Annotated in this window: 27 protein-coding genes and 1 tRNA gene; 4 read left to right on the forward strand and 24 right to left on the reverse strand. The window is 69.7% G+C overall.

Annotated features, from left to right (window positions below):
* Window positions 1-134: 134 nt before the first annotated feature.
* The 3 genes from KA217_10515 to KA217_10525 form a co-directional block, all read right to left on the reverse strand.
* Entirely contained in the window at window positions 135-314 is a 180-nt protein-coding gene (locus tag KA217_10515) for a helix-turn-helix domain-containing protein (protein MBP7712874.1), read from the reverse strand.
* 175 nt (window positions 315-489) lie between these two features.
* Window positions 490-1,104, reverse strand: coding sequence for a hypothetical protein (locus tag KA217_10520; protein ID MBP7712875.1), 615 nt, complete (start codon window positions 1,102-1,104; stop codon window positions 490-492).
* A 1-nt stretch (window position 1,105) separates the two neighbouring features.
* A complete protein-coding gene (locus tag KA217_10525) occupies window positions 1,106-2,437 on the reverse strand; it encodes a site-specific integrase (protein MBP7712876.1) in 1,332 nt (443 codons plus the stop codon).
* A 330-nt stretch (window positions 2,438-2,767) separates the two neighbouring features.
* Here KA217_10525 and KA217_10530 point away from each other — a divergent pair, with 330 nt between their 5' ends.
* Entirely contained in the window at window positions 2,768-3,457 is a 690-nt protein-coding gene (locus KA217_10530; protein MBP7712877.1) for a type 1 glutamine amidotransferase, read from the forward strand.
* Window positions 3,458-3,518: 61 nt separating this feature from the next.
* Window positions 3,519-3,980, forward strand: a complete 462-nt coding sequence (locus KA217_10535; protein ID MBP7712878.1) for a glycine zipper 2TM domain-containing protein — start codon at window positions 3,519-3,521, stop codon at window positions 3,978-3,980.
* A 30-nt stretch (window positions 3,981-4,010) separates the two neighbouring features.
* Here the strand turns inward: KA217_10535 and KA217_10540 are convergent, their stop codons facing one another.
* Together KA217_10540 and KA217_10545 are read right to left on the reverse strand one after the other, a co-directional pair.
* A complete protein-coding gene (locus tag KA217_10540; GenBank protein MBP7712879.1) occupies window positions 4,011-4,655 on the reverse strand; it encodes a hypothetical protein in 645 nt (214 codons plus the stop codon).
* Between the two features lie 150 nt (window positions 4,656-4,805).
* Window positions 4,806-5,141, reverse strand: a complete 336-nt coding sequence (locus tag KA217_10545) for a sulfur globule protein (protein ID MBP7712880.1) — start codon at window positions 5,139-5,141, stop codon at window positions 4,806-4,808.
* A gap of 282 nt (window positions 5,142-5,423) precedes the next feature.
* On the opposite strand from KA217_10545, the gene psd reads away from it, so the two are divergent.
* Window positions 5,424-6,338: a phosphatidylserine decarboxylase gene (gene psd, locus KA217_10550; GenBank protein MBP7712881.1), complete on the forward strand. Its 915-nt coding sequence runs from the start codon at window positions 5,424-5,426 to the stop codon at window positions 6,336-6,338.
* Here the strand turns inward: psd and nuoN are convergent.
* The 17 genes from nuoN to KA217_10635 form a co-directional block, all read right to left on the reverse strand.
* Entirely contained in the window at window positions 6,290-7,717 is a 1,428-nt protein-coding gene (gene nuoN / locus KA217_10555; GenBank protein MBP7712882.1) for an NADH-quinone oxidoreductase subunit NuoN, read from the reverse strand. The genes psd and nuoN overlap by 49 nt on opposite strands.
* Window positions 7,718-7,727: 10 nt before the next feature.
* Window positions 7,728-9,248, reverse strand: coding sequence for an NADH-quinone oxidoreductase subunit M (locus tag KA217_10560; GenBank protein MBP7712883.1), 1,521 nt, complete (start codon window positions 9,246-9,248; stop codon window positions 7,728-7,730).
* A gap of 19 nt (window positions 9,249-9,267) precedes the next feature.
* On the reverse strand, window positions 9,268-11,220 hold the full coding sequence (gene nuoL / locus KA217_10565) for an NADH-quinone oxidoreductase subunit L (protein ID MBP7712884.1): 1,953 nt from the start codon (window positions 11,218-11,220) through the stop codon (window positions 9,268-9,270).
* A 15-nt stretch (window positions 11,221-11,235) separates the two neighbouring features.
* Window positions 11,236-11,541, reverse strand: a complete 306-nt coding sequence (nuoK, locus tag KA217_10570) for an NADH-quinone oxidoreductase subunit NuoK (protein ID MBP7712885.1) — start codon at window positions 11,539-11,541, stop codon at window positions 11,236-11,238.
* A gap of 14 nt (window positions 11,542-11,555) precedes the next feature.
* Window positions 11,556-12,161 carry an NADH-quinone oxidoreductase subunit J gene (locus KA217_10575; GenBank protein ID MBP7712886.1) on the reverse strand — a complete coding sequence of 202 codons (606 nt, stop codon included), beginning with the start codon at window positions 12,159-12,161 and terminating at the stop codon, window positions 11,556-11,558.
* Window positions 12,162-12,168: 7 nt separating this feature from the next.
* Window positions 12,169-12,657: an NADH-quinone oxidoreductase subunit NuoI gene (gene nuoI / locus KA217_10580; GenBank protein ID MBP7712887.1), complete on the reverse strand. Its 489-nt coding sequence runs from the start codon at window positions 12,655-12,657 to the stop codon at window positions 12,169-12,171.
* Window positions 12,658-12,672: 15 nt separating this feature from the next.
* Window positions 12,673-13,713 (reverse strand): NADH-quinone oxidoreductase subunit NuoH, encoded by a 1,041-nt coding sequence (gene nuoH, locus KA217_10585; GenBank protein ID MBP7712888.1) that lies wholly within the window; start codon window positions 13,711-13,713, stop codon window positions 12,673-12,675.
* A gap of 48 nt (window positions 13,714-13,761) precedes the next feature.
* Window positions 13,762-16,128 carry an NADH-quinone oxidoreductase subunit G gene (locus KA217_10590; protein MBP7712889.1) on the reverse strand — a complete coding sequence of 789 codons (2,367 nt, stop codon included), beginning with the start codon at window positions 16,126-16,128 and terminating at the stop codon, window positions 13,762-13,764.
* A gap of 4 nt (window positions 16,129-16,132) precedes the next feature.
* Entirely contained in the window at window positions 16,133-17,425 is a 1,293-nt protein-coding gene (gene nuoF, locus KA217_10595) for an NADH-quinone oxidoreductase subunit NuoF (protein ID MBP7712890.1), read from the reverse strand.
* Window positions 17,426-17,432: 7 nt separating this feature from the next.
* Complete coding sequence (locus KA217_10600) at window positions 17,433-17,939, reverse strand: NAD(P)H-dependent oxidoreductase subunit E (protein ID MBP7712891.1); 507 nt, start codon at window positions 17,937-17,939, stop codon at window positions 17,433-17,435.
* A complete protein-coding gene (locus tag KA217_10605; GenBank protein MBP7712892.1) occupies window positions 17,939-19,192 on the reverse strand; it encodes an NADH-quinone oxidoreductase subunit D in 1,254 nt (417 codons plus the stop codon). Before KA217_10605 ends, KA217_10600 begins: the two co-directional genes overlap by 1 nt.
* A complete protein-coding gene (locus tag KA217_10610; protein ID MBP7712893.1) occupies window positions 19,185-19,898 on the reverse strand; it encodes an NADH-quinone oxidoreductase subunit C in 714 nt (237 codons plus the stop codon). The genes KA217_10605 and KA217_10610 overlap by 8 nt, the downstream gene beginning before the upstream one ends.
* On the reverse strand, window positions 19,895-20,374 hold the full coding sequence (locus KA217_10615) for an NADH-quinone oxidoreductase subunit B (protein MBP7712894.1): 480 nt from the start codon (window positions 20,372-20,374) through the stop codon (window positions 19,895-19,897). The genes KA217_10610 and KA217_10615 overlap by 4 nt, the downstream gene beginning before the upstream one ends.
* A complete protein-coding gene (locus tag KA217_10620; protein ID MBP7712895.1) occupies window positions 20,365-20,721 on the reverse strand; it encodes an NADH-quinone oxidoreductase subunit A in 357 nt (118 codons plus the stop codon). Before KA217_10620 ends, KA217_10615 begins: the two co-directional genes overlap by 10 nt.
* 136 nt (window positions 20,722-20,857) lie before the next feature.
* Window positions 20,858-20,942, reverse strand: a tRNA-Leu gene (locus KA217_10625).
* 55 nt (window positions 20,943-20,997) lie between these two features.
* A complete protein-coding gene (secG, locus tag KA217_10630; protein ID MBP7712896.1) occupies window positions 20,998-21,366 on the reverse strand; it encodes a preprotein translocase subunit SecG in 369 nt (122 codons plus the stop codon).
* 5 nt (window positions 21,367-21,371) lie between these two features.
* Window positions 21,372-22,088 carry a triose-phosphate isomerase gene (locus tag KA217_10635; protein MBP7712897.1) on the reverse strand — a complete coding sequence of 239 codons (717 nt, stop codon included), beginning with the start codon at window positions 22,086-22,088 and terminating at the stop codon, window positions 21,372-21,374.
* A gap of 256 nt (window positions 22,089-22,344) precedes the next feature.
* Here KA217_10635 and KA217_10640 point away from each other — a divergent pair, with 256 nt between their 5' ends.
* The gene (locus tag KA217_10640; GenBank protein MBP7712898.1) at window positions 22,345-22,746 is read left to right on the forward strand and encodes a thioredoxin family protein; all 402 of its coding nucleotides are present in this window, start codon (window positions 22,345-22,347) and stop codon (window positions 22,744-22,746) included.
* A 28-nt stretch (window positions 22,747-22,774) separates the two neighbouring features.
* Here KA217_10640 and folP read toward each other — a convergent pair whose 3' ends face one another.
* Entirely contained in the window at window positions 22,775-23,554 is a 780-nt protein-coding gene (folP, locus tag KA217_10645) for a dihydropteroate synthase (GenBank protein ID MBP7712899.1), read from the reverse strand.
* A gap of 85 nt (window positions 23,555-23,639) precedes the next feature.
* Window positions 23,640-25,562 carry an ATP-dependent zinc metalloprotease FtsH gene (gene ftsH / locus KA217_10650; protein ID MBP7712900.1) on the reverse strand — a complete coding sequence of 641 codons (1,923 nt, stop codon included), beginning with the start codon at window positions 25,560-25,562 and terminating at the stop codon, window positions 23,640-23,642.
* Between the last annotated feature and the right edge of the window lie 4 nt (window positions 25,563-25,566).

A 25,566-nucleotide genomic window follows, 5' to 3' on the forward strand; every position in this document is an offset into this window, starting at 1 on the left:
CGCGAACAAGTGTCCGTTGCGGACAGTCGCCGAATTGGTTATTTTTTGACCAGCGGCCCGCTCGGGTCGCGTTCCCCCCCCCTCGCTGTTCCCGGCCGGGCGCCCCCCGCCCGGCCGGCCCATTGCGCGCGCGGTCACAGGGCCTCCGTCGTGCTCGCGCGCATGCTCTCGGCGGCGAACCGCTCAAGCTCCGTCAGGGGGTAGCGGACGGCTCCGCCTAGCTTCGCGAACCGCGGCCCCCGGCCTTCCTGCCGCCAGCGTTGGAGCGTGCGCGGGGACACGCTCAACACTTCGGCCGCGGCGTGCGTGTCCAGGTTTGCGGTGAGGGTCGAGCGGGCGATCGTTACCGCGGGCGATCGATTACGGGTCGTATTGCTCACTGGGACTTGCCTCTGTCGCTGAATGAGTCGACTGAGGCAAGTTGTAGCGCAGAAAAGTCGGGGTAGCTACCCCTAAAGCATTGAATTAAATAGGGAAAACCGGTTGCCCCTATTTTCTCGGGCGTCCGCGGCCCCGGCGCAGGGCCGGCGGCTCGATCGGCCGGAGCCAGTCGGCGACGGTCGCGAGCGGCGGAAGGATCGGTTGCAGCCGCAGGTTGCGCCGGAGCCCGAAGCGCTCGGGGGCGGCGCGCATGAACGGCTCCAGCAAGCGCGCGAAGTCCGGCGCGGGCAGGTGCGGCACGTCGCCTGCCAGGTGGGTGAGGTAGAGCCGGCGGGCAAGCTCCCGGGCGTTCGCGTACCCGTGCCGTCGGCCGAGCTCGCCTTGCCGCTCGCGCTCCCGATCCGCGGCGCCGAACACCTCCTCATTGAGTCGCCCGAGCTCCTCGCGCATGGCGCGCTCGCGCGGGTCCTGGAGCCCCCCGGCCCGCCGCTGGGCCTCACGGGCGACCGCCAGGGCGGCGCCGGCCAGCATGCAGAGGGCCCGCTGACGCGCGGTGAGGGCCTCGTACTCGGCCAGCGGCACAAGCCACTCCGCGTGTGCGCTCCAGAGCTCGGGCTCGAAGCACAAGCCAAAGCAGGCGGCGACCCGCGGCGACACCCCGCCGGCCCGGAGCTCCCGAAGCGCGCGCCGGGCGAGCCCGGCCTCGAACCATACGCGCGCCATGTCAGCGACGCCCGGGGCGCAGATCGGCGGCCGCTTCGGCGAGGGCTGGCGGTGCCGCCAGCCGGCGCACGGCCTCGCGCTTCGCATCGGGTCGCAAGTGGGCGTACACGAGGGTTTGTGCGAAGTCGCCGTGCCCCAGGAGCTCGCGCACGACTTCGAGCCCTACGCCCGACTGCACGAGCTTCGAGGCGAACGAGTGCCTCAAATCATGCCAGCGAAACGCCCGGAGCTTCGCCCGCTGGCGGAGCCGTTCCCAGGCCGTGTCATGGTTCGTGAGCGGCTCGCCTTCCTTGCCCGGGAACACGAGCCCCGCACTCGCCCCGGTCGCCCGTTGCCACTCCTTCAGGACCGCGACCGCTTCGGGGTTCAACGGTATGTCGCGGGGCTTCTCGCCCTTCGCGGCGGCGGCCCGGACATGCAAGCTCGGGGTCCGCCCCCCGAGCTCCAGGTCGGTCCACTCCAGGGCGTAGAGCTCGCCGCGCCGGAGCCCGCTGTTCAACGTCAGGAGCACCATAGTCCGCAGCGGATCGGGGACCTCCGCCGGCTTACCTTCCCGGCCCCGCTCCGCTCGCCAGCGGTTCGCACTCGCGCGCCGGGCGGCCTTCTCCGCGGCCCGATCAGTCAGGGCGGCGCGCAGGGCCGTTTCCTCGGCCTCGCTCAAGTAGCGCACACGGTGCCCGCCGGTCTCCTTCACCTTCTTCACGCCCGCCAACGGGTGAGCCTTCAGCACGCCCCACTCGACGGCTTTCGCGAGGGCGGCCCGCAGCGGCGCCAAGTCGCGGTTCACCGTCTCGGCGGCGACGGGGCGGCCGGTGCGCGCCGACGGCTTGCGCATGCGCTCGCTCCGCCACTTCTCGGCAAGCCAGGGCGTCCACACGTCGAGGGGCTTGTCGAGGTACGCGCCGAAGACGGCCCGCAGATCGCTCGCCGTCTTCGCCCCGCTCTTGCGGTGAGTCGAGAGCCACTCCCCGTAGGCGAGCCCGGCCTTGCCTCCGGGGAGCTTGTAGTCGCCTTCGAGGAACTCGCGCAGGGTCGAGGCGGCGACCTCGGCCCGCTTCTCCTTCTTCGCGGCTTGCGGGTCTTCCCCGAGCCGCACGCGGGCAAGCTCGACCTCCGCGGCCTTGCGGGCGCGGTCGACCGTGATCGCCCCGAGCTTGCCGAGGGTCAGCCGCTTCCTGTGTCCGGCCGGATCGCGGTAGACGACGGCAAAGGTCCGGGTCCCCTCCGGGGTGACTCGGCACACGAACCCCGAGAGCTCGGAGTCCCACGCGTCGTAGCGCGTCGCCCCCGGTGCCAGTGCCTTGACCGACTCGATCGTGAGCTTCGCCCGCATGTCTGCCCCTCCGCTGACAGGCTCGGCTCCTGAAACGGGAGCCGAACCGAACTGCTGACCGTCTCCCCTGCCCTTCCCCCTACCGCTCCGGGGATCCACCGGGGATCCACTACCAAGGGTAGAACAGGGCAAAGGTGACGTCTAGTGAGTAGGCGAGACAGTAGCCTAAGCTACTGAACAGGCGACTGTTTCACGCTGGATCCCCGGCGCGGCGCGGGTTCGGGCAAAACCCGTTCTGGGGCGCTCCTAAGGGGAAGGTCACAGGTTCGACTCCTGTCCGGGGCGCCAACACCAGGCCTCATCGCTGCGCGAAAAGTGGAGTCCCACCTCATGCACGCGCACGTCCTCCAGCACGTCCCCTTCGAAGGCCTCGGCAGCATCTCCCGGTGGCTCTCGCAGCGAAACGCGGGGGTCACCTACACGCGATTCTTCGAATCACCGGAGCTGCCCACCCCCGGCGCCAGTGACCTGGTGATCGCCCTCGGGGGCCCGATGAGCGTCAACGACGAGGAGGTGCTCCCGTGGCTCGCCCCGGAGAAGGCCTTCCTGCGGGAGTCCATACGGCAGGGAGCGGCCGTCCTGGGGATCTGCCTCGGCGCCCAGCTCATCGCCAGTGCGCTCGGCGCCCGGGTCTACCGGGCACCCCAGAAGGAAATCGGGTGGTTCCCCATCGAGTCCACTTCAAGCTCGCCGGACACGTTCGTCTTCCCGCGCTCGGCCACGGTCTTCCACTGGCACGGAGAGACCTTCGACATCCCCGAGGGCGCGGTGCGCCTTGCCCGCAGCGCCGGCTGCGACAACCAGGCCTTCCAGCTCGGGCCACGCGTCATCGGGCTGCAATTCCACATGGAGACGACTCCGGCGGCCGCGGAGTCGATCGTGCTCCACAGCCGTGACGAGCTGGTCGACGGAGCGTTCGTCCAGACCGAGGCGGAGATCCTTGCCACGGAACCTTCCGCCTACGCGGCGGTCAACGCGCTCATGGAGGACGTCCTCACACACCTGGCCCGCGGCTGTTGACGCTGGCGTTCCAGGGGACACAAACTGCAGACTGCCCTCGAACGACAGGAGGAATTTTGCGATGCACCGATTCTTCAAGGCAGCCGTCCTGGCCGTCGGTATCCCGCTGGTGACCACGGGGTGTCCCGCTGGTCTCGGGAGCGGTGATTACTCCAGGACCCAGGCCCGCCAGGTGATGGACGTGCAGATGGGCAAGGTCGAGAGCGTGCGCCAGGTCCAGCTCGAGGGGACCAAGAGCGTCGTGGGCGCCGGCACGGGCGCGGTGATCGGCGGCGTCGCGGGGAGCAGCATCGGTGGGGGCAAAGGCAGTGTGATTGCCGCGACGGCCGGTGCCGTCATCGGTGGCCTGCTCGGTGCCGCGGCCGAAGAGGGCGTGATGCGCAAGAAGGGAGTGGAGATCACCGTGCGCATGGACAACGGCCAGACCATTGCCGTCACCCAGGAAGACACGGGTGAAGTGTTCCCCGTCGGTGAGCGCGTGCGCGTCCTGAGCGGCGGAGGCGCCACTCGGGTCACGCCGTAACAGTTCGATCGGGTGGGGAGCTCGGTGCCGTCAGGACGGCGAGCTCCCTGCCCTCTCCCTTTGCACCACCTTCGCGGCGCGCTCCAGCAAGACCGCCGGGGCCTCGGGACGTTTCGATCCCAGTAGCCCGAGCGCCACGTCCACGCAGGCCTGGTACGGGCCGTCCGGATTCGAGCTCAAAGGGGTCCCCGCGGCCTCCAGTGCCTTACCGACACTGGCGGCCAGGCGCAGGTGCAGGCGGTCGAGTCCGATCTGCGGCTCGCGCTCCGCGGTCTCCGCCGCACGACCCACGGCAGTCGCGAGCCGGCGAACGCAGGCCAACGTGCCCGCCGCGTCCAGCGCGCCCAGGGGGTCCTCTTCGCCGCCGGCCTCCTGGCGGAGCTTGCGCCCCACGAGGCCCCAGCCGAGGCCGTCGAGGGCCTCCAGCGCGCCCACCAGTGCGCGGCCCGCCGAGGCGGCGTCGAGCAACCGGTCGGCCACCTCCCGCGAGCGCGTGCCCCGGGCCACCCCCCGGTCCGCCAGGTAGGCGTTGCAGGCGCTTGCCACGGCCACCAGGAACCCCTCCACACGGGGCCGCGGAAGCCCTGCGACCCCGGGCACGGACTCGAGCTCCGAACGCAATCGTGCAAGCGCGTCCTTCGTCAGTTCGGGTGCCCGACTGGGGGCGTCGTCCATCTCCGGGGTCCCTTTCAGACTGCCCAGACTGCGGTCGCGCAGCCGGGAGCTGCGCACAAAAGAAACGGGCGGCACGCTTCCCGTTGGAGAACCGTGCCGCCCGCCTGGACTGCGGCGGGGAGGGCCCGCAGGCCCTCCCCCATCAGGAAACTACTTCTTCTCGGCGGGCGCAGCCGGGGCAACCGGCGCCGCGACCACGGGCGGGGCATAGTACGGAACGCCATAGCCCGGATAGCCGTACGGGCCGTAGTAGCCGCCGTAGTACGGATAGCCGTAGCCGGAGCCACGACCCCAGCCGCGGGACGAGAAGTTGGCGTCGACGTCGCCAAACATGTCACCAAGGCCGCTCCAGGGGCCACCGCCGTAGCCGCTGTTGCCCCAAGGGCCCCAGCCGCCCCACGGTCCACCCCAAGCCTGAGACTGCAGGGGCAGCGCTGCCGCGCCGACCACCGCCGCAATCGCAGCAGCCATCGCAAGCTTCTTCATAGCGATTTCCTCCCGATTGAAGGTGACGGTCAAGGTACCAGCCCCTGTCCTATGGACAGGTGCCGGGCCGATATTGTGAGACCCGGACGGCCCGTGCCCATCTAGTAAAAGATCCCCGACGAAAAAAGTCAAACCACCCCATCCGCCGGGGATCCCGCCGGCCCGCCCCCCTGCGGGGTGGCCGTGCTCCGGTATAATCCGCCGCCGATGCGCGCCCGCGGTGGGGCGGCTCTGCACCCTCCCCGCGCGCCGCATGCGCGCTCCCGCCAGAGGAACCCGTCGATGCAGACGCCGAGCTGGAAAGATCGCCTGGCGGTTGCCACGCAATACCTCCTGCCCCAGCACGGCCTGACCCGGCTGATGCACGGCTTCGCGCGGGTGCGCGCCCGCCCGGTCAAGGACCTGCAGATCCATTGGTTCCTGCGCCGCTACGGCATCGACCTCAGCGAGGCGCTGGAGACGGACCCCAGGGCCTATCCCGATCTCAACGCCTTCTTCACCCGGGCGCTACGCCCGGGGGCACGTCCCGCCAGCGGCGATGAGACGGACATCCTGGCCCCGGCGGACGGCCTCGTGAGCGCTGCCGGCATGGTGCTGGACGGCACCCTGGTCCAGGCCAAGGGGCATCGTTTCACCGCCGGCGAGCTGCTGGGGGACCTGGGCCTCGGCCCGCGCTACCGGGACGGGAGCTACCTGACCGTCTACCTCTCGCCCCGCGACTACCACCGGGTTCACATGCCCGTCACGGGCCAACTCGTGGAGATGCGCCACGTCCCGGGGAGTCTCTTCAGCGTCAACGAGCGCACCAGCCGGGTGGTGCCAGGCCTCTTCACCCGCAACGAGAGGGTCGTGGCCCGGTTCGACACGAGCGTCGGGGAGATGGCCCTCGTCCTCGTGGGCGCCCTGATTGTCGGCGGCATCGAGACCGTCTGGTCGGGGCCGGTGAGCTCCGGGCCGGGCCGGGCACCCGTGCGCACCTATCCGAGCGCGGGCCCCGGGGCCGTTCGCCTGGAGCGGGCCCAGGAGATGGGCCGCTTCAACCTCGGTTCCACCGTGATCGTCCTCTTCCCGCGGGGGCGGGTGCAGTGGGACCCCGGCATCGGGCCGGGCAGCGCGGTGCGCGTGGGCGCGCGGGTCGGGCGCCCGCTTCAGGCCCCGACGGCGGCCGCGCAGAGCGACATCAGCGCCCCCGGGTAGAGGCCGAGGCCGAGCACCAGCAGGGAATTGGCGGTCAGCGTGACCGCCATGGGCCGTCCCGCCGCCACCGGCGCCTTCTCGCGCGGCTCCTCGAAGTACACGTACCAGACCACCCGCAGGTAATAGAAGGCCCCGACGACGGCGAAGAGCACGGCGGCCAGCGCGAGCCACACGTCGCCCACGGCCACCACCTGGGCCAGCACGGACCACTTGGCCCAGAAGCCCACGAAGGGCGGAACCCCGGCCATCGAGAGCATCAGGACGAGCGCGAGGAAGGCAAACCACGGGCTGCGCTCGGCGAGGCCCTTGAAGTCCTCCAGTTGGTCGCCCTCGAAACCGGCCCGCCCGAGGAGCACCACCAGGCCGAAAGCCCCCGTGGCGGTCACGGCGTAGACGATGGCGTAGAACATCGCCGCCGAGTAGCCGGCTGGCGTCGCCGCGACGAACCCGAGCAACTGGAAGCCGGCGTGGGCGATGGTCGAATAGGCGAGCATGCGCTTGAAGTTCGTCTGGGCGATCGCGACGACGTTTCCCACGCCCATCGACAGGACTGCGAGCACCGTCAGCAGCTGCCGCCAGTCCGCCGAAAGCTCCGGCAATGCCCCCACCAGGAGCCGATAGGTCATCGCGAAGGCGGCCACCTTCGGGGCACTGCCGATGAAGAGGGTCACGGCAGTGGGTGCGCCCTGGTAGACGTCCGGGATCCACATGTGGAAGGGAACGGCGCCGAGCTTGAAGGCCACCCCCACCACCACGAAGACGAGCCCGAAGAGCAGGACTACGCGGGGTGTGGTGGGTTGCGAGGCCGCAGACGAGATGCCCGGCAGGTCGAGCGTGCCGGTCGCCCCGTAGAGCATCGACATTCCGTAGAGCAGCATCCCCGAGGCGAGCGCCCCGAGCACGAAGTACTTGACGGCCGCCTCGGCCGCCTCCTGAGAGTCCCGTTGCAGGGCCACCATCGCGTAGAGCGAGAACGCCAGGAGCTCGAGCCCCAGATAGACGGTCAGCAGGCTGCCGGCCGACACCAGCACCATCATCCCCAGGATGGCGAAGAGGCCGAGCACGAAGAACTCGCCGCGCGCAGTGGAGCGCCGGTCGAAATACTCCCGGGCGTACACGAAGACGAAGACGCCCACACCGAGCAGGACGAGCTTGAGCACACCGGCCAGGGGGTCCGTCACGTACATCCCCGAGAATGCCCGCACCTCCGCGCCCGGGAAGCCCACCGCCACGCTCAAGGCCGTCGCGGTGAGCGAGGCCTGAGCGAGGACGTAGCCGAGGCCGCGCTGTCCCGGGGCCGCGAAGGCCTCCGCCAGCAGCACGACGCAGGCCGCCGCGAGCAGGATGATCTCCGGAAGGGCGGTCACGAGGTCGGGCATGCGCTCGCTCCTAGAGCTTGGACTGCAGGACCTGCTGGACGAGGTGCTCCACGCTCGGGTGCATCACCTCGAGCAGCGGGTTCGGCCAGACCCCGAAGAGCAGCACGAGCACGGCGAGCGAGGCGAGGATCCCGAGCTCCCGCCGGTCGAGGTCCTGCAGACCGGCAACGCCTTCGTTCGCCACTCGACCGTAGATCACGCGCTTGTACATCCAGAGGTTGTAGGCGGCCCCGAGCAGAAGGACCGTGGCCGCGAGGAACGCGTACCAGAAATTCGCCTGGAAGCTCGCCAGCACCACCAGGAATTCGCCGACGAAGCCCGAGGTGCCCGGCAGGCCCGAATTGGCCATGACGAAGAGCATCATCAGAGCGGCGAACGTGGGCATGGTGTTCACCACGCCCCCGTAGGCGGCGATCTCCCGCGTGTGGAGGCGGTCATAGAGCACGCCGACCGAGAGGAACAGGGCCCCCGAGATGAAACCGTGGGAGATCATCTGGACCATCCCCCCCTCGATCCCGAGGGCGGCCCCCCCAGTGCTCCCCGTCCTCGCGACGACCTCGAACAACAGGAAGAAGCCGAGGGTGACGAAGCCCATGTGCGAGATGCTCGAGTAGGCGATGAGCTTCTTCAAATCCGTCTGAATGATCGCCACGAAGCCGACGTAGACGATGGCGACGAGCGAGAGCCCGATCACCAGCCAGTCGAGCTCCCGACTCGCGTCGGGGGTGATGGGCAGGCTGAAGCGCAGGAAGCCGTAGCCCCCCATCTTCAGCATGATCGCCGCGAGGATGACGGAGCCCCCCGTCGGCGCCTCCACGTGCGCGTCCGGCAGCCAGGTGTGGAACGGCCACATGGGCACCTTCACGCCGAAGGCCACCAGGAAGGCGAGGAAGACCAGGGTCTGCGCCGTCAGGTCCAGGGGCAGGGCGTGGAGGTCTGCAATGGCGAAGCTGCCGCCGCGTGAGTACAGGTAGAGCAGCGCGACCAGCATCAGGACCGACCCGAGGAACGTGCAGAGGAAGAACTTCACCGTCGCGTAGACCCGGCGCGCGCCCCCCCAGACCCCGATGATGAGGAACATCGGGACGAGCATCGCCTCCCACAACACGTAGAAGAGGACGGCGTCGAGCGCCGAGAAGACCCCGACCATCAGCCCTTCCATGACCAGGAAGGACGCCAGGTACTGGGCAACGCGGTGCTGGATCACCCTCCATGCCGACAGCAGCACGAGCACCGTGCTGAACGTCGTGAGGAGAATGAGCGGCATCGAGATGCCGTCCACCCCCAGGTGGTAATCGATGCCGAACCGCTCGATCCAGGGGGCCCGCTCCACGAACTGCATGGCGTGGGTGCCCGTGTCGAAACCGGTGTAGAGCGGGATCGAGAGCAGCAGGGTGACGACTGCCACGGCCAGGGCCAGGGCGCGCGCCCGGGCCGGGTGCTCACCCCGCCCCGCCGCGACCACCCCCAGTCCGCCCAGGATCGGGGTCCAGAGGAGCAGACTGAGCAGCGGCAGCGATTCCAGGACCATGGGTGAGCCCCCTGCGAGCCTAGGCGCGTACGAGCCAGCCGAGCAGCGCCACCAGCCCCGCGATCATCGCGAACGCGTACTGGTAGAGGTAGCCGGTCTGAATCCGGCGCACGAGGCCCGCGAGCAGGCCTGCCGTTCGCGCCGAGCCGTTGACGAGCCAGCCGTCGATCACCCGCTGATCCCCCAGGCGCCAGAGCAAGCCCCCCAGGGCCCGGGCCCCGCCGGCCACGACCCAGCGGTAGAACGCGTCGAATCCGTAGCCCTTCGCCAGCAGGGCGTGCAGCGGACGAAGCGCACCACGAAGACGCTCTGGGAGCTCGGGGCGCGCGAGATAGAGGTACCAGGCCGTCGCGACGCCGGCCACGGCGAGCCACACGGGCGGCGCGCTCAGCCCGTGCGCCACGAAACCGAGGACTCCCGAGTAGTGGCGTCCCCATTCGGCCAGGACGTCGTTCCCGGGCAGGACCCGGATGGCGTCGTGGAAGTAATCCCCGAAGAGCATCGGTCCCACGAGGGCCGCGCCTGCGAGCACCGAAGGGATCGCCAGCCCGATGAGCGGAACCGTGATCACCGCCGGGCTCTCGTGCAGATGCTCGAGGGCGTGCGCGTCCATGCGGGGGCGGCCGTGGAACACCAGGAAGAACATGCGGAAGGTGTAGAGCGCGGTGACGTAGACGCCCACCAAGAGCGCCAGGTAGGCGAAGCCCGCCCCCGGCCGCTGGGAGTGGTGCACGGCCTCGAGGATGGCGTCCTTGGAGAAGAAACCGGAGAACCCGGGGAAACCGATGAGCGCGAGCGACCCCACGAGCGAGGTCCAGTACGTCACGGGCATGTGGCGCCGGATGCCTCCCATCCTGCGGATGTCCTGCTCGTGGTGCATCGCGATGATGACCGAGCCCGCGGCGAGGAAGAGCAGCGCCTTGAAGAAGGCGTGCGTCACCAAGTGAAAGACCGCGGCGGCGTAGGCCGAGGCTCCGAGCGCGACCGTCATGTAGCCGAGCTGCGAGAGCGTGGAGTATGCGACCACCCGCTTGATGTCGTTCTGCACGAGGCCGACGAGCCCCATGAGGAACGCGGTAACGGCCCCGATCACCAGCACGAACGAGAGCGCCGTATCGGAGAGCTCGTAGATGGGCGACATGCGGGCGACCATGAAGATGCCCGCCGTGACCATGGTCGCCGCGTGGATCAGGGCGGAGATCGGCGTGGGGCCCTCCATGGAATCCGGCAGCCAGACGTGCAAGGGCACCTGCGCCGATTTCCCCATGGCGCCCACGAAGAGCAGGATGCCGACGAGGGTCATCAGCGACCATTCCACACCGGGCAGGACCTGCACCGTCACGTCCTTCAGCTGCGGCGCCGCCGCGAAGACCTCGCCGTAGTCGAGGCTGCCGAAGTACGCCAGCACGGCGGCGATCCCCAACAGAAAGCCGAAATCACCCGCCCGGTTCACCAGGAAGGCCTTCAGGTTGGCGGCGACGGCGGTCTCGCGCTCGTACCAGAAACCGATCAGCAGGTAGGATGCCAGCCCAACCGCCTCCCAGCCGAAGAACAGCTGCAGGAAGTTGTTCGACATCACCAGCATCAGCATCGCGAAGGTGAAGAACGAGATGTAGCTGAAGAAACGCTGGTAGCCGGGGTCCTCCCGCATGTAGCCGATGGTGTAGACGTGCACCATCAGGGAAACGAAGCTGACCACCAGCATCATCGAGGCCGAGAGGGAATCCACGAGGAATCCGACCTCGAAACGCAGCCCTCCGCTGAGCGCCCAGGTGTAGACGCTGCCGTTGAACGGCTCCGCACCGAGCACCACGGTGTGCCAGAACACGACGCCCGAGAGCACGGTCGCGAGGGCGACGCCCACGATCGCGGCCCACTGGGCCCCCGCCCGCCCCACCGCCCTGCGGAACAGGCCCGAGACGATCGAGCCCACGAGCGGTGCCAGCGGGATGGCCAGGTACAGGCTGAGCATGGGATTCGCCAAGGCCTACCCCTTCAGACGGTCCAGGCGCTGCACGTCGATCGTGTGCCGGGCGCGGAAGAGCACCACCAGGATGGCGAGCCCGATCGCCGACTCGGCCGCGGCGACGGTCAGGACGAAGAACACGAACACCTGCCCGGCCGTGTCGCCGAGGAAGTGGGAGAAGGCGACGAAGTTCGTGTTCACGGCGAGCAGCATCAACTCGATCGACATCAGCACGATCAACACGTTCTTCCGGTTCAGGAAGATGCCAGCCAGCCCGAGCACGAAGAGCACCGCGCCGAGAACCAGATAGTGGGTCAGGGGAACCACGCCTCGCCCCCTCCCTACTCGCCCTTTTCCGCCGGCATCGCCACCAGCCGCACCCGGTCCTCGCGCCTCACCCGCACCTGGTCCCCGGTCCGCTGGGAGCGCGCGTCGCCGCGCCGGCGCAGAGAGAGGGCGATCGCGGCCACGATGGCGACCAGCAGGATCACGGCGGCGATCTCGAAGGGGTACACGTACTTCGTGTACAGCACCGCCCCGATCTCCTGGGTGTTGCTGTAGGCCGCCCCGGCCCCCTGCGGCGGGGGGAAGGCCTGCGTTCCGAAGAGCCGATCGGACCCCACCACCAGAAAGAGCTCCAGGGCGGCGACCCCCGCCACCAGCGCCCCCACGGGCAGGTAACGCACGAAGCCCTCGCGCAGCGGGGCACCCTGGACGTCCAGCATCATGACCACGAAGAGGAACAGCACCATGACCGCCCCCACGTACACGAGCACCAGGGCGAGGGACAGGAACTCCGCCTCGAGCAGCATCCAGAGGGCGGCGCTGCTGAAGAAGGCCAACACCAGGAAGAGCGCCGCGTACACCGGATTGCGCACGGTCACCACCATCAGCCCCGCGAAGACGAGGATGCCGGCGAAGAGGGAGAAGAGCGCGAGGGAGGTCATGGGCGGCTCACCGATAACGTGCGTCGGCCGCACGGTCCGCGGCGATCTGGGCCTCCATCCGCTCCCCCACCGCCAGCAGCTTTTCCTTGGTCATCACGAGGTCCCCGTGGCGGTCCCCGAAGTACTCGAAGACGCGCGTCTGCACGATGGAATCCACCGGACAGGACTCCTCGCAGAATCCGCAGAAGATGCACTTGGTCAGGTCGATCTCGTAGTGGGTGGTACGGCGCGTGCCGTCGGCCCGCACACCCGACTCGATGGTGATGGCGAGCGCCGGGCAGACGGCCTCGCAGAGCCTGCAGGCGATGCAGCGCTCCTCCCCGTTGGGGTAGCGGCGCAGGGCGTGCAGGCCGCGAAAGCGCGGCGACTGAGGGGTCTTCTCCTCCGGGTACTGGAGCGTGTCCTTGCGCCGGAACAGATAGCGGCCGGTGAGCTGCAGCCCGCCGAGGAGCTCCCAGAGCAGGAAGCTCTTGAAGAAATGCTGCAGGGCACGCACTCCTCGAGCCTCCCGTCAGTCGAGCCAGGGGGCCGCGCGAGTCGTGATCGCGAGGCCCAGAACCACGATCCAGAGGAGGCTGACCGGGATGAAGACCTTCCAGCCGAGCCGCATGATCTGGTCGTAACGGTAGCGCGGGAAGGTCGCCCGCAGCCACAGGAAGAGGAGCAGAAAGAGCGAGGTCTTCGCCGCGAGCCAGTGCAGGCCCGGACCGAGCAAGGTCCCGAGGACGGGGACTCGCAGCACCTCGGCGGGCAACCCCTCGAACGGCGACAGCCAGCCGCCGAGGAACATCACCGCCGTCAGGGCCGCGATCAGCACCATGTTCGCGTACTCCGCGAGGAAGAACACGGCGAAACCCATCCCGGAGTACTCGACGTGAAAGCCCGCGACGAGCTCCGACTCACCCTCCGCCACGTCGAAGGGGGCCCGGTTGGTCTCGGCCACCCCCGCCACGAAGTACACCACGAAGAGCGGCGCCAGCGGCAGCCAGAACCAGCTCAGCACCCCGCCCTGCTGGGCCAGCACGATCTTCTCCAGATTCAGGCTGCCCGCGGCCATCAACACCCCGACGAGCGCGAAACCCATCGCGATCTCGTAGGAGATCATCTGCGCCGCCGAGCGCATGGCGCCGAGGAACGCGTAGCGCGAGTTCGCCGCCCAGCCCGCCAGGATCACCCCGTAGACCCCGACCGAGCTCATCGCGAGCACGTAGAGAATCCCCGCATCCACGCTGGCCAGCACCATCCCGTCGTCGAAGGGGACGACCGCCCAGGCCGCGAGCGCCGGCGCGATCGCGAGCGTCGGGGCCAGCAGGAAGAGAAAGCGGTTGGACGCCCTCGGCAGGATGATCTCCTTGGTCAGGAGCTTCAGCGCGTCGGCGATGGGCTGCAGCCAGCCGCGGGGACCCACCCGGTTCGGGCCGATGCGGACCTGCATGTAGCCGATGATCTTGCGCTCGGCGAAGGTCAGGTAGGCCACCACGCCCAGGAGCGGCAGCGTGATCGCGAAGACCTTGGCCAGGATGACCAGGACCTCCGGCAGACCCTCCAGCATCCCCTGTGCTCCCACGCTCGTGCCTCTCCCCCGCCCGCCCGCCGGTCCTCAGGCCCTGACCACCCGCACGGGCCCGAACAACGGCCCCAGCCCCACCGTCACCCCGACCCCGGAGGGGACCACCGCACAGCCGGCGGCCACGCGCTCGTCCACGACGACCTGCACGGTCGCCTCCCCGGCGCCCTGGGAGACTCGCGCGAAGGCCCCCGTCGCCAGGCCCTCGCGGGAGGCGACGTCCGGGGCGAGGCGCACCACCGGGGCGGCGTCCCGGGTCTGTTGCAGGGCCACCGCTCGGCGCACCAGTGGGTCCACGGCGTAGATGGGCAACTCCCCGACCCGCACGACACCGCCCTCCTCCGCGGGCACGGGCGGCGCCTCCCAGCGCCCGCCCCCCTCGGGGGCCCACCCCTCGGCGAGGGTGGCACGGACCGCCTCCCGCACCTCGCCCGGACTCTCGTAGTCGAAGCCGGGCAGCCCCAGGAGATTGGCGAGCACCCGGAGGACCTTCCACGCCGGGCGGGCGTCCCCGGGCGGAGCCACGGCCGCCTCCGCGCTCTGCCAGCGACCCTCCGCGTTCACGAGAGTCCCGGCGCTCTCCACGAAGACACCCACCGGGAGCATCACGTCTGCCAACTCCTCCCACTCGGGGCTCGCAAACGCCGTGAGGGCCACAGTGAGGGGCGCCGCCCCCAGCGCCTGCCGGGCGCGATGGCCGTCCCAGCAGTCGAGGCCCGGCTCGAAGCCGAGGCAGAGGAAGGCGTCCAGCCCCTGGTCGAACATCTGGCCGGCCGACAAGCCAGGGCGTGCCAGCGCCACGCCCCCCGCCCGGCGGTGCGGCACCGCACCGGCCAACCACGCCCCGGCGGCGTTCGAGCCCGCCGGCAGCGTCCCGAGCACGGCCCCGGAGGCCCGGGCGATGGCCTGAGCGAGCGCCCGCAGGAGCGAGGCCTGGGGGTGCGCCAGGGCGAGGTCGCCGAGGAGGACGACCGACGGCGAACCCTCCGCGAGGGAACGGGCGATCGAGCGCAAACCGTCGTCCACGGACGCCCGCGCGACGAGCCCGCTCACCGGCCCCTCGGCCTCGGCGCCCAGCGCCTTGGCCAAGCCCGCGAGGGCCTCCAGCATCCCCACCGGCCCTGTCACCACCCGTCCCGCGAGAGGGAAGGTGAAAGGGTAGTCCACCGGCCCCACCGCCGACACGCGGGCCCCGGCGAGCGCCGCCTTGCGCAGGCGGTGGCCGAGAAGCGGTTGGTCCTTGCGCAGATTCGAGCCCACCAGCAGAGCGGCGCCCACACGCTCGAGCCCGGCGATGGGCATGCCAAGCCCGGGGGCGAGGGGCGCCAACGCCTGATCGCTCGTGTCCCTCTCCCGCAGGCGGTGGTCCACGTGGTCGCCGCCGAGCCCCCGCACGAGCCCCTGGAGCAGGAACGCCTCCTCCAGGGTCGCACCCGGGGATGCGAGCGCCCCCACCCGCCCGGCCCCCCCTGCGGCGAGGATCGACTCGAGGCCCCGCGCGACGGTCGCGAGCGCGCTCTCCCAATCCACCACCTCCCAGCGCCCGGCGCGCCGGACCCTGGGAGCGGTGAGCCGGTCGGCCGCCGAGAGACCCAGGTAGCCGAAGCGGTCCCGGTCCGAGATCCAGGTCTCGTTGACCTCCTCGTTCTCCCGCGCGACGACGCGCATCACCGTCCCCCGGCGCACGTGCACGGAGAGGTTCGAGCCCACCGCGTCGTGGGGCGAGACGGCCGCGTGCGCCGTCATCTCCCAGGACCGGGCCGTGAAGCGGAACGGCTTCGAGGTGAGCGCCCCCACGGGGCAGAGGTCGATGGCGTTGCCGGAGAGCTCGGAGTCGAGGGTCCGCCCGAGGAAGGCGCTGATCTTGGAGCGCTCCCCCCGTCCGATGGCACCGAGCTCCCGCACACCCGCGACCTCTTCGCCGAAACGCACGCAGCGCGTGCACAGGATGCAGCGCGTCAGGTCGGTCGCCACCAGGGCGCCGATGTCCTCGTCCTGGACGACCCGCTTGCCCTCCCGGTACCGCGAGGCGTCCCGGCCGAAGCCCACGGCCACGTCCTGCAGCTCGCACTCCCCGCCCTGGTCACAGATGGGGCAGTCGAGCGGGTGGTTCACGAGCAGGAACTCCATCACCGCCCGCTGCGCCTCGCGCACAAAGGGCGTGCGGGTGTGCACCTTCATCCCCTCGGCGACGGGGGTGGCACAGGCCGGCACGGGCTTCCCGACCTTCTCGACCTGCACCAGGCACATCCGGCAGCTCGCCGCGACGGAGAGCTTCTTGTGGTAGCAGAAACGCGGGATGTGGATCCCGTTCGCGTCGGCCACCTCGATGATGGTGCTGCCGCGGCGCGCCTCCAGGGCGCGGCCGTCGATCTCGATGTGGAGCAGGTCCTCGCTCATCCCGTCAGGCCACCCGCTCCGGCGCCCCCGCGACGGGGCTGCGGCCGTAGCGCACGTAGTGCTCGAACTCCCCCCGGAAGTGCTTGAGGAAGCTCATCACCGGCATCGAGGCCGCGTCACCGAGGGCGCAGATGGTGTGTCCCATCACCCGGGAGGCAACCTGCTCGAGCCGGTCCAGGTCTTCGAGCTGCCCCTGCCCCGCGAGGACCCGGGTCAGGATGCGGTGCATCCAGCCAGTGCCCTCGCGGCAGGGTGTGCACTGACCGCACGACTCCGCACAGTAGAACCGCGAGATGCGGTGCAGGACCTTCACCATGTCCGTCGTCTCGTCCATGACGATGACCGCGCCGGAGCCCAGCATGGACCCCGCGCGCGAAATGGACTCGTGGTCCATGCGCAGGTCCAGCATCACCTCGCCGGGCACCACTGGCACGGAAGATCCGCCCGGAATCACCGCCTTCAGGCGCCGCCCCCCCAGCACACCGCCCGCCACCGCGAGCAGCTCCCGGAAGGGGATGCCGAGCGGGACCTCGAAGTTCCCCGGACGCTCCACGTGTCCGGAGATCGAGAAGACCTTCTCGCCACCGGCGCTCGCCGTTCCGAGGGACGCGAACCACTCGCCCCCCTTGCGCAGGATCACCGGGACCGAGGCGAGCGACTCGGTGTTGTTGATGGTCGTCGGCCGGCCGTAGAGACCCACGTTCGCGGGGAACGGCGGCTTGAAGCGCGGCTGGCCCTTCTTCCCCTCCAGGGACTCGAGCAGCGCCGTCTCCTCGCCGCAGACGTACGCGCCCGCACCGAGCGTGGCGTAGAGGTCGAAGTCCACCGCCGTGCCCAGGATCCCCTTGCCCAGGTAGCCCGCCGCGTAGGCCTCCTGCACGGCCCCCTCGAAGCGCCGGAAGGGCTCGTCGAGGAATTCCCCGCGCAGGTAGTTGTAACCCACCGTGGCACCGATGGCATAGGCGGCGATCGCCATACCCTCGACCACCGCGTGCGGGTTGAAGCGCAGGATGTCCCGGTCCTTGCAGGTGCCGGGCTCGGACTCATCGGAGTTGCAGACGAGGTACTTCTGGCCCGGGGACTGACGAGGCATGAAGCTCCACTTCAGCCCCGTCGGGAAGCCCGCGCCACCCCGCCCCCGCAGGCCCGACTTCTTGACCTCTTCGATGATCAATTCCGGGGGCAGGCGCCCCTTCAGCACCTGCTCCCAGGCCTGGTACCCGCCCAGGCTGCGGTAGGTGTCGATCGACCAGGGCCGCTCGTGGCCCAGGGTGAGGAAGCAGACCTGATTCGCCATGCGCCCCTCACTCGATGCCGTCGAGGATCTCGTCCACCTTCTCGGGGGTGAGATGCTCGTAGTAGACGTGGTCGACCTGCATCATCGGCGCGCCGCAACACGCGGCCAGGCACTCCTCCTCGCGCTTCAGGTGGAACTTGCCGTCCGGGGTGCTCTCCCCGAGCCGGATCCCGAGACGCCTTTCGATGTGCGCAAGGATGGCGTCGGCGCCGCGCAGCATGCAGGAGACGTTGGTGCACACGGAGATGCTGTGGCGGCCAACCGGCTTCAACTCGAACATGGAGTAGAACGTGGCGACCTCGTAGACCTCGATCGGCGCGAGACCGAGATAATCGGCCACGGCCTCGATCAGGTCCGTCGTGAGGTGCCCACCGTTACCGTGCTGCACCTCGCGCAGCGCGGCGAGGACCCCCGACTGGCGCCGATCGGCCGGGTACTTGGCGAGCCAGTGGTCGATCAGCGCCCGCGCGTGCGCCGGCAGCAACTCGCTCTTCCTCGCCGGCACCGGGCTCATCAGCGGTCGATCTCCCCGAATACGATGTCGAGCGTTCCGATGATCGCGACCACATCGGCCAGCATGTGGCCCCGGACCATCTCGTCGAGGGCCGCCAGGTGCGCGAACCCCGGCGCCCGCACCTTCACCCGGTAGGGCTTGTTGGCCCCGTCCGAGACCAGGTAGACCCCGAACTCGCCCTTCGGGGCCTCGACCGCGGCGTAGACCTCGCCGGCGGGCACGCCGTAGCCTTCGGAAAAGAGCTTGAAGTGGTGGATGAGTGCCTCCATCTCGCCCTTCATGCGCTCACGCTGCGGGGGCACCACCTTTCCGTCGCCCGCCATCACGGGCCCGGGATTCTCCCGCAGCCAGTCGACGCACTGGCGGATGATCCGGTTCGACTGGCGCATCTCCTCCACGCGCACGAGGTAGCGGTCGTAGCAGTCCCCGTTCACCCCGACCGGTATGTCGAAGTCCAGGCGGTCGTAGACCTCGTAGGACTGCTTCTTGCGGAGGTCCCAGGCGATTCCCGAGCCCCGGATCATCGGCCCCGAGAATCCCAGCTGCAGGGCCCGCTCCGGCGGGACCACGCCGATCCCGACGGTCCGCTGCTTCCAGATGCGGTTGTCGGTCAGGAGCGTCTCGTACTCGTCGACCAGACCGGGAAAGCGCTCGGTGAATGCCGCGACGAAGTCGAGGAGGCTCCCCTGACGGTCCTCGTTGAGCCGGCGCAGCTCCTTCTCGCTGCGCCGCCCCGAGGCCTGGTGCTGGGGCATGCTGTCCGGCAGGTCGCGGTACACCCCTCCGGGCCGGTAGTAGGTCGCGTGCATGCGCGTGCCCGAGACCGCCTCGTAGCAGTCCATCAGGTCCTCGCGCTCCCGGAACGCGTAGAGGAACACGCTCATCGCGCCGATGTCGAGCGCGTGCGCGCCGAGCCACATCAGGTGATTCAGGATCCGCGTGATCTCGTCGAACATCACCCGGATGTACTGCGCCCGCAGCGGCGCCTCGATCCCCAGCAGCCTCTCGATGGCGAGGACGTAGCCGTGCTCGTTGCACATCATGGACACGTAGTCGAGACGGTCCATGTAGCCGATGCTCTGGTTGTAGGGCTTCGACTCGGCCAGCTTCTCCGTGCCCCGGTGCAGCAGCCCGATGTGCGGATCGGCGCGCTCGACGACCTCGCCGTCCAGCTCCAGCACGAGCCGCAGCACACCGTGCGCCGCCGGGTGCTGGGGGCCGAAGTTCAGGGAGTAGTTGCGGATCTCAGCCACTGCCACCCGGCTCCCCGTCACCGCCCCGCGCCTGCGCACCCGGACCGCGAACGACCCGGGGCACCAGGACCCGCGGCTCGACCGTCACCGGCTCGTAGACCACACGGCCCCGCTCGGGGTCGTAGCGCATCTCCACGTGGCCGCCGAGGGGGAAGTCCTTGCGCAGCGGGTGGCCGACGAAGCCGTAGTCCGTGAGGATCCGGCGCAGATCGGGGTGCCCCTCGAACAGGATCCCGAACAGATCGAAGGCCTCGCGCTCGAACCAGTTTGCGGAGCTCCACACCGGGACGAGCGAGTCCACCTGTGGCGGTTCTCCCGGCGCATACACGCGCAGGCGCAGGCGCCGGTTCCAGCGCTGGGAGAGCAGGTGGGAGACCACCGCGAACCGGCGCTCCGGAGGACACGCGGGCTCGGCGGACGCGGGGCGCAGAGCCGCGCGCGAGAAGCCGGTGCGCGTCGCCCGCTCGCTCGTGCTCCACTCACCGACACCGTAGGTCAGGTAGTCCACGCCACAGAGATCGACGAGTTGCTCGAAGGCGAGGTCCGCCTCGTCGCGCAGCGTCCGCGCCACCGCGAGCAGCGTTCCTGGGGGAACCTCGAGCGTCACCTGGCCGCAGCAGACCGAGACCCCTCCCCCGAGCGCACCGAAACGCTCCCCGAGGAGGAGCGCCAAGGCCTGGGAGCGGGACGGTGGTGACTCGCTCATCGGCGGGCGATGGTGCTCGTGCGCCGGATCTTGTTCTGCAACTGCAGGATGCCGTAGATCAGCGCCTCCGCGGTCGGCGGGCAGCCGGGCACGTAGATGTCCACGGGCACGATGCGGTCACAGCCCCGTACCACCGAATAGGAATAGTGGTAGTAACCGCCGCCGTTGGCGCAGGACCCCATGGAGATCACCCAGCGAGGCTCCGCCATCTGGTCGTAGACCTTGCGTAGCGCGGGAGCCATCTTGTTCACCAGAGTCCCGGCCACGATCATCACATCGGACTGCCGCGGGCTCGGTCGAAACAGGATCCCGAAACGGTCCAGGTCATAGCGCGACGCGCCCGCGTGCATCATCTCCACGGCACAACAGGCCAGGCCGAACGTCATCGGCCAGAGCGAGCCCGTGCGCGCCCAGTTGATGAGCTGGTCGGCGGTGGTGGTGAAAACCCCTTCGCGCAGAACGCCCTCTATTCCCACTCGAGCGCTCCCTTCTTCCACTCGTACACGAATCCCACGACCAGGATGCCGAGGAACAGCATCATCGCGACGAAGCCCGCGAGGCCGATCTGGTCCAGGACCACCGCCCAGGGGAAGAGGAAGGCGATCTCCAGATCGAAGAGGATGAACAGGATGGCGACCAGGTAGTAGCGCACGTCGAAGGGCGCGCGCGCGTCCCCGAAGGGCTCGAAGCCGCACTCGTAGGGGGAGATCTTCTCGTCGTAGGGGCGCCGCGGGCCGATCACGAATCCCGCGACGAGGGGGCCGACTCCGAACACGATGCCGACGAGGATGAACACGAGGACCGGGAGGTAGTTCTCCAGCATGTCAGCGTCCGGCCTCCCCCTGCCCCTGCCCCTGGCGCCTGCTCAGTTCCTGCCGGGTCACGAGCCCGCTGCGGACCGTACGCCGCTGCCGGCGCGTTAGCCCGAGCGGCGCGGTATCCGAAGCGAGATGCCTGTATGGTGCCGACGGTCGGACTCGAACCGACACGGCTTGCGCCACTGCCCCCTCAAGACAGCGTGTCTACCAATTCCACCACGTCGGCGTGGCTTGCAGCTGTGAGACTGATCGAGCGGCCGCCTCCTGTCAACCGGCCTTCGTCAACCTCCGCTCAGCGGGACCTGGGGTACGTCCGCCGGTTGCGCGGGCTCTGCCGGCGCCGGGGCCGGCAGAGCCGGCTCGACGGCCCCCGCCGGGGCCGGTGCGCCCACCCGCTCGACTACGCTCGCAGGCTCCACCGTGTGGCTCGCGAGGTAGGCGAGCAACATGCTGTTCAGGAAGAAGGCAAGGGCCAGCCCCGCCGTCGCCCGCGACAGGAAGGACGCAGAGCCCCGGGCGCCGAAGAGGGTACCCGACGCCCCCGCGCCGAAGGCCGCCCCCACGTCCGCCCCCTTGCCGTGCTGAAGCAAGATGAGGCCCGTCACGGCGAGGCCGAAGAGAAGTTGCAGGACCAGCAACGCCGCGTACATGGCGCTCAGCCCGCGGCCCGGCAGATCGCCAGGAATTCATCGGCGATGAGGGACGCCCCCCCGATCAGGCCACCGTCGATATCGGCCATTGCGAACAACCCTCCGGCGTTGCTGCCTTTGACGCTCCCGCCGTAGAGGATCCGCAGCCCCGCGGCCACCTCGGCGCCGCGGGACGCCACCCGCCCGCGGATGAATGCGTGCACCTGCTGCGCCTGCTCCGGCGTGGCGGTGCGCCCCGTACCGATCGCCCACACCGGCTCGTAGGCGATCACTCCCCTCCCGAGCTCGGTCACCCCGACCCGCTCGATGACAGCGTCGAGCTGCCGCGCGACCACCGCCTCCGTGCGTCCTGCGTCACGCTCCTCGAGCGACTCGCCCACGCAGAGGATCGGCACCAGCCTCTCACGGAGCACGCGCGCGAACTTGTCCGCGACCATCGCGTCGCTCTCCGCGTAGAGGGCCCGGCGCTCCGAATGCCCGACGATCACGTACCTGCAGTCGAGCTCCCGAAGCATGGGCGCCGCGACCTCGCCCGTGAAGGCACCCGGGTCCTCACGCGAGACGTTCTGCGCGCCCAGCGCGACCGGCGAGCCCCTCAGGAGCTCGCGGACCCGCGGCAGGTAGACGAACGGCGGGCAGATGGCCACCTCGCCGGTGAGGCCCTTCACGCCCGCGACGACCGCACCGACGAGCGCGTCCGCCCCCGTCAGGCTGCCGTTCATCTTCCAGTTGCCCGCAACCAACCGCCGGCGCGTCACCCCGATATGCCTCCCAGGCCCCGCGAGGGATGAGGAGATTACCGGGCGCGGGCAGCGAAATCAATTCGGGCGGGCGAGCTCGACTGGGTGGCCACGGGCGCGTGGACTCGTTCGGGCGCTCGTTCGGGCGGACTCCGCAGCCCCCAGCGGCTATACTGCGCTGACAATCCGCAAGAGTCCCGCCCCCGGGCATGGGACCAGTCTCGATGGAGAGAGTCCGATGGCCCAGATCACCGAAATCCTGCCCTACCTGCTTGCCGGGGTCCTCCTCGCCTTCGTCGTGATGCACGTCGGCATCTGGCTCACCACCCGGCAGATGATCGGACACTCGGCGCCCGAGGTCGCAGATCTCCTCGGCGACCGGCTGCTCCCGGACGGGAAGACGGTGCTCTATTTCTACAACACCGACTGTTCGGCCTGCCTCCTGATGACGCCCCGGGTGGACCGCCTGGCCAAGCAGCACCCGGGCGTCGTCAAGGTCAACACCCGTGAGGAGCGTGAGCTCTCCAAGCGCCTGGGGGTCACCGCGACGCCCACGACCATCGTCCTGCAGAACGGCAAGATCGTCGCCGCCCTGGTGGGCGCCCAGTCGGAGCGCCGGCTGCGCAAGCTGTTCCGTTAGTCCGGGTTCTTGCCCCCGGGCTGCCCCGTCAGCCCGAATCCATCACTGCACTCACGACGGCCAGCGCCTCGACGGTGGCCCGCACGTCGTGGGTGCGCACCACGCGGGCCCCGCGCATCACCGCCACCACGGCCGCGGCTAGCCCACCGTAGAGCCTGCGGTGCACCGGCGCGTCGAGGAGCGCCCCGATCATGGACTTGCGGGACATCCCCACCAGCACCGGCAGGCCCACGGCGGCGAGCCGGTCCAGCCGGGCGAGCAGTCGAAGGTTGTGCTCGAGGGCCTTGCCGAACCCGAAACCGGGGTCGAGCAGGATCCGCGAGCGTGGGATCCCCTGAGCCTCGCAGGCGGCCACCCGCTCCTCGAGGAAGCGCACGACCTCGCCGACCACGTCGTCGTATCGGGGGCTCGCCTGCATCGTGCCCGGCTCCCCCTGCATGTGCATCAGGCAGACGGACACACCGGCGGCGGCTGCCGCCTCCAGGGCCCCGGGGACCCGCAGCGCCCGCACGTCGTTGACGAGCCCCGCGCCGGCCGCGCCCGCCGCGCGGATGACCTCGGGCGTGCCGGTGTCGACGGAGATGGGCACCGGCAGCTCGGCAGCGAGGGCCTCGACGACGGGCAGCACCCGGCGCAGCTCCTCCTCGACGCCCACGGGCGGGGCCCCGGGCCGCGTGGACTCCCCGCCCACGTCGATCACCGCCGCCCCCTCGGCAACCATCTCCCGGGCGCGCTCCAGCGCGAGCGGGAGGCGCGCGTAGCGCCCCCCGTCCGAGAAGGAGTCGGGCGTGACGTTCAGCACCCCCATGACCCGGGGGGCCGAGAGGTCGAGCAGCTTGCCGGCGCAGTCCAGCCGGGGCCCCACCGGAGGCACCCTCCCCGGCAAGCCGCCGTCAGTGGGAACTGGCCGGGCCGCCGATGGTACCGCCCTCGTTCACCGGGCCGCCGGCCGGCGCCTCGGAGGACTTTCCCGCGCCCCGCGTGGGGCCCGAGTCCGTCCACTCCGCCGGCGGGCGCGGCTCGCGCCCTGCCATGATGTCCTGGATCTGCTCGGAATCGATGGTCTCGTAGTGCATCAGCGCCGCCGCCATCGCGTCGAGCGTCGCCCGGTGCTCGGTCAGGATGCGCTTCGAGCGCTGGTAGTTGCGGTCGATGATCGACCGGATCTCCTCGTCAATGATGTGGGCGGTCTCGTCCGAGACGGTCTTGTGCTGCGTCACGCTGTGCCCGAGGAAGACCTCGGCCTGTTCCTCCCCGTAGGAGAGCGGGCCGAGACGGTCCGACAGCCCCCACTTGGTGACCATGTTGCGCGCGAGCTCCGTCGCCCGCTGGATGTCGTTGGAGGCGCCAGTGGTGACCCGCTCCGGCCCGAAGACCAACTCCTCCGCGATCCGGCCGCCGAACAGGCTCGAGATCTGGCTCTCCAGCCGCTCCTTGCTGTAGCTGTAGCGGTCCGCCTCCGGCAGGAACATGGTGACGCCGAGGGCCCGCCCGCGGGGAATGATGCTCACCTTGTAGACAGGGTCGTGCGAGGGCACCGAGAGGCCGATCACGGCGTGTCCCGCCTCGTGGTAGGCGGTGAGCTGCTTCTCCTCCTCGCTCATCACCATGCTCTTGCGCTCGACCCCCATCATGATCTTGTCCTTCGCGCGCTCCATCTCCTCCATGCCCACCAGCTTCTTGTTCGCGCGCGCGGCGAAGAGCGCGGCCTCGTTCACCAGATTGGCGAGGTCCGCCCCCGAGAATCCGGGCGTGCCGCGGGCAATCAGGGAGGCATTCACGCCTTCGGCCACCGGCACCTTGCGCAGGTGGACCTTGAGGATCTGCTCGCGTCCCCGGATGTCGGGGAGCGGCACCACCACCTGGCGATCGAAACGGCCCGGGCGCAGCAGCGCCGGGTCGAGGACGTCGGGGCGGTTGGTCGCCGCGATGACGATGACGCCCTCGTTGCCCTCGAACCCGTCCATCTCCACCAGCAACTGGTTCAGGGTCTGCTCGCGCTCGTCGTGGCCACCGCCGAGGCCCGCGCCCCGGTGACGACCGACCGCGTCGATCTCGTCGATGAAGACGATGCAGGGCGCGTGCTTCTTCGCCTGGTCGAACATGTCGCGCACGCGCGAGGCGCCGACGCCCACGAACATCTCCACGAAGTCCGACCCGGAGATGGTGAAGAACGGCACCTTCGCCTCGCCGGCGATGGCCTTCGCCAGCAACGTCTTGCCGGTGCCCGGCGGGCCGACCATCAGCACACCGCGGGGGATCTTCCCGCCCAGGCGCTGGAACTTGCCGGGATCGCGCAGGAAGTCCACGAGCTCGGCGACTTCGGTCTTCGCCTCCTCCACGCCCGCCACGTCGGCGAAGGTCACCTTCACCTGGTCTTCCCCGAGCAGCCGCGCACGGCTCTTGCCGAAGGACAGCGCGCCGCGGCCGCCGCCCGCACCCTGCATCTGGCGCATGAAGAAGACCCAGACTCCGATGAGCAGCAGCATCGGGAACCAAGAGATGAAGATCTGCATCAGCAGGGACTGCTGCTCCGGAGGCTTGGCGTCGATGGCCACTCCGTGCTCCAGCAGCTCCCCGACGAGCGAGCGATTGTCCGTCTCGGGGCTGTAGACGGTGAAGCGCTCTCCGCTCTGGCCCGTGACCTGCAGCGATTTGCCTTCGATGACGACCTTCTGCACCCGCCCCTGCTTGACGTCCTGCAGGAACTGCGAGTACTCGACCTGCTGCGTGGCCACCCTGCGCGGTCCGAAGTTGTTGAAAACCGACATCAGGACCAGGGCGATCACCACCCACAGGACCAGATTTTTCGCCATGTCG

The sequence above is a fragment of the Gammaproteobacteria bacterium genome (assembly GCA_017999615.1).
GTDB lineage: Bacteria > Pseudomonadota > Gammaproteobacteria > JAABTG01 > JAABTG01 > JAGNLM01.

Coding starts and splice junctions, on each gene's coding strand:
- KA217_10520 (MBP7712875.1), bottom strand. CDS start 1,104: ATGGCGCGCGTATGGTTCGAGGCCGGGCTCGCCCGGCGCGCGCTTCGG.
- KA217_10525 (MBP7712876.1), bottom strand. CDS start 2,437: ATGCGGGCGAAGCTCACGATCGAGTCGGTCAAGGCACTGGCACCGGGG.
- KA217_10530 (MBP7712877.1), top strand. CDS start 2,768: ATGCACGCGCACGTCCTCCAGCACGTCCCCTTCGAAGGCCTCGGCAGC.
- KA217_10535 (MBP7712878.1), top strand. CDS start 3,519: ATGCACCGATTCTTCAAGGCAGCCGTCCTGGCCGTCGGTATCCCGCTG.
- KA217_10540 (MBP7712879.1), bottom strand. CDS start 4,655: ATGGACGACGCCCCCAGTCGGGCACCCGAACTGACGAAGGACGCGCTT.
- KA217_10545 (MBP7712880.1), bottom strand. CDS start 5,141: ATGAAGAAGCTTGCGATGGCTGCTGCGATTGCGGCGGTGGTCGGCGCG.
- psd (MBP7712881.1), top strand. CDS start 5,424: ATGCAGACGCCGAGCTGGAAAGATCGCCTGGCGGTTGCCACGCAATAC.
- nuoN (MBP7712882.1), bottom strand. CDS start 7,717: ATGCCCGACCTCGTGACCGCCCTTCCGGAGATCATCCTGCTCGCGGCG.
- KA217_10560 (MBP7712883.1), bottom strand. CDS start 9,248: ATGGTCCTGGAATCGCTGCCGCTGCTCAGTCTGCTCCTCTGGACCCCG.
- nuoL (MBP7712884.1), bottom strand. CDS start 11,220: ATGCTCAGCCTGTACCTGGCCATCCCGCTGGCACCGCTCGTGGGCTCG.
- KA217_10575 (MBP7712886.1), bottom strand. CDS start 12,161: ATGACCTCCCTCGCGCTCTTCTCCCTCTTCGCCGGCATCCTCGTCTTC.
- nuoH (MBP7712888.1), bottom strand. CDS start 13,713: ATGCTGGAGGGTCTGCCGGAGGTCCTGGTCATCCTGGCCAAGGTCTTC.
- KA217_10590 (MBP7712889.1), bottom strand. CDS start 16,128: ATGAGCGAGGACCTGCTCCACATCGAGATCGACGGCCGCGCCCTGGAG.
- nuoF (MBP7712890.1), bottom strand. CDS start 17,425: ATGGCGAATCAGGTCTGCTTCCTCACCCTGGGCCACGAGCGGCCCTGG.
- KA217_10600 (MBP7712891.1), bottom strand. CDS start 17,939: ATGAGCCCGGTGCCGGCGAGGAAGAGCGAGTTGCTGCCGGCGCACGCG.
- KA217_10610 (MBP7712893.1), bottom strand. CDS start 19,898: ATGAGCGAGTCACCACCGTCCCGCTCCCAGGCCTTGGCGCTCCTCCTC.
- KA217_10620 (MBP7712895.1), bottom strand. CDS start 20,721: ATGCTGGAGAACTACCTCCCGGTCCTCGTGTTCATCCTCGTCGGCATC.
- secG (MBP7712896.1), bottom strand. CDS start 21,366: ATGTACGCGGCGTTGCTGGTCCTGCAACTTCTCTTCGGCCTCGCCGTG.
- KA217_10635 (MBP7712897.1), bottom strand. CDS start 22,088: ATGAACGGCAGCCTGACGGGGGCGGACGCGCTCGTCGGTGCGGTCGTC.
- KA217_10640 (MBP7712898.1), top strand. CDS start 22,345: ATGGCCCAGATCACCGAAATCCTGCCCTACCTGCTTGCCGGGGTCCTC.
- folP (MBP7712899.1), bottom strand. CDS start 23,554: ATGGGGGTGCTGAACGTCACGCCCGACTCCTTCTCGGACGGGGGGCGC.
- ftsH (MBP7712900.1), bottom strand. CDS start 25,562: ATGGCGAAAAATCTGGTCCTGTGGGTGGTGATCGCCCTGGTCCTGATG.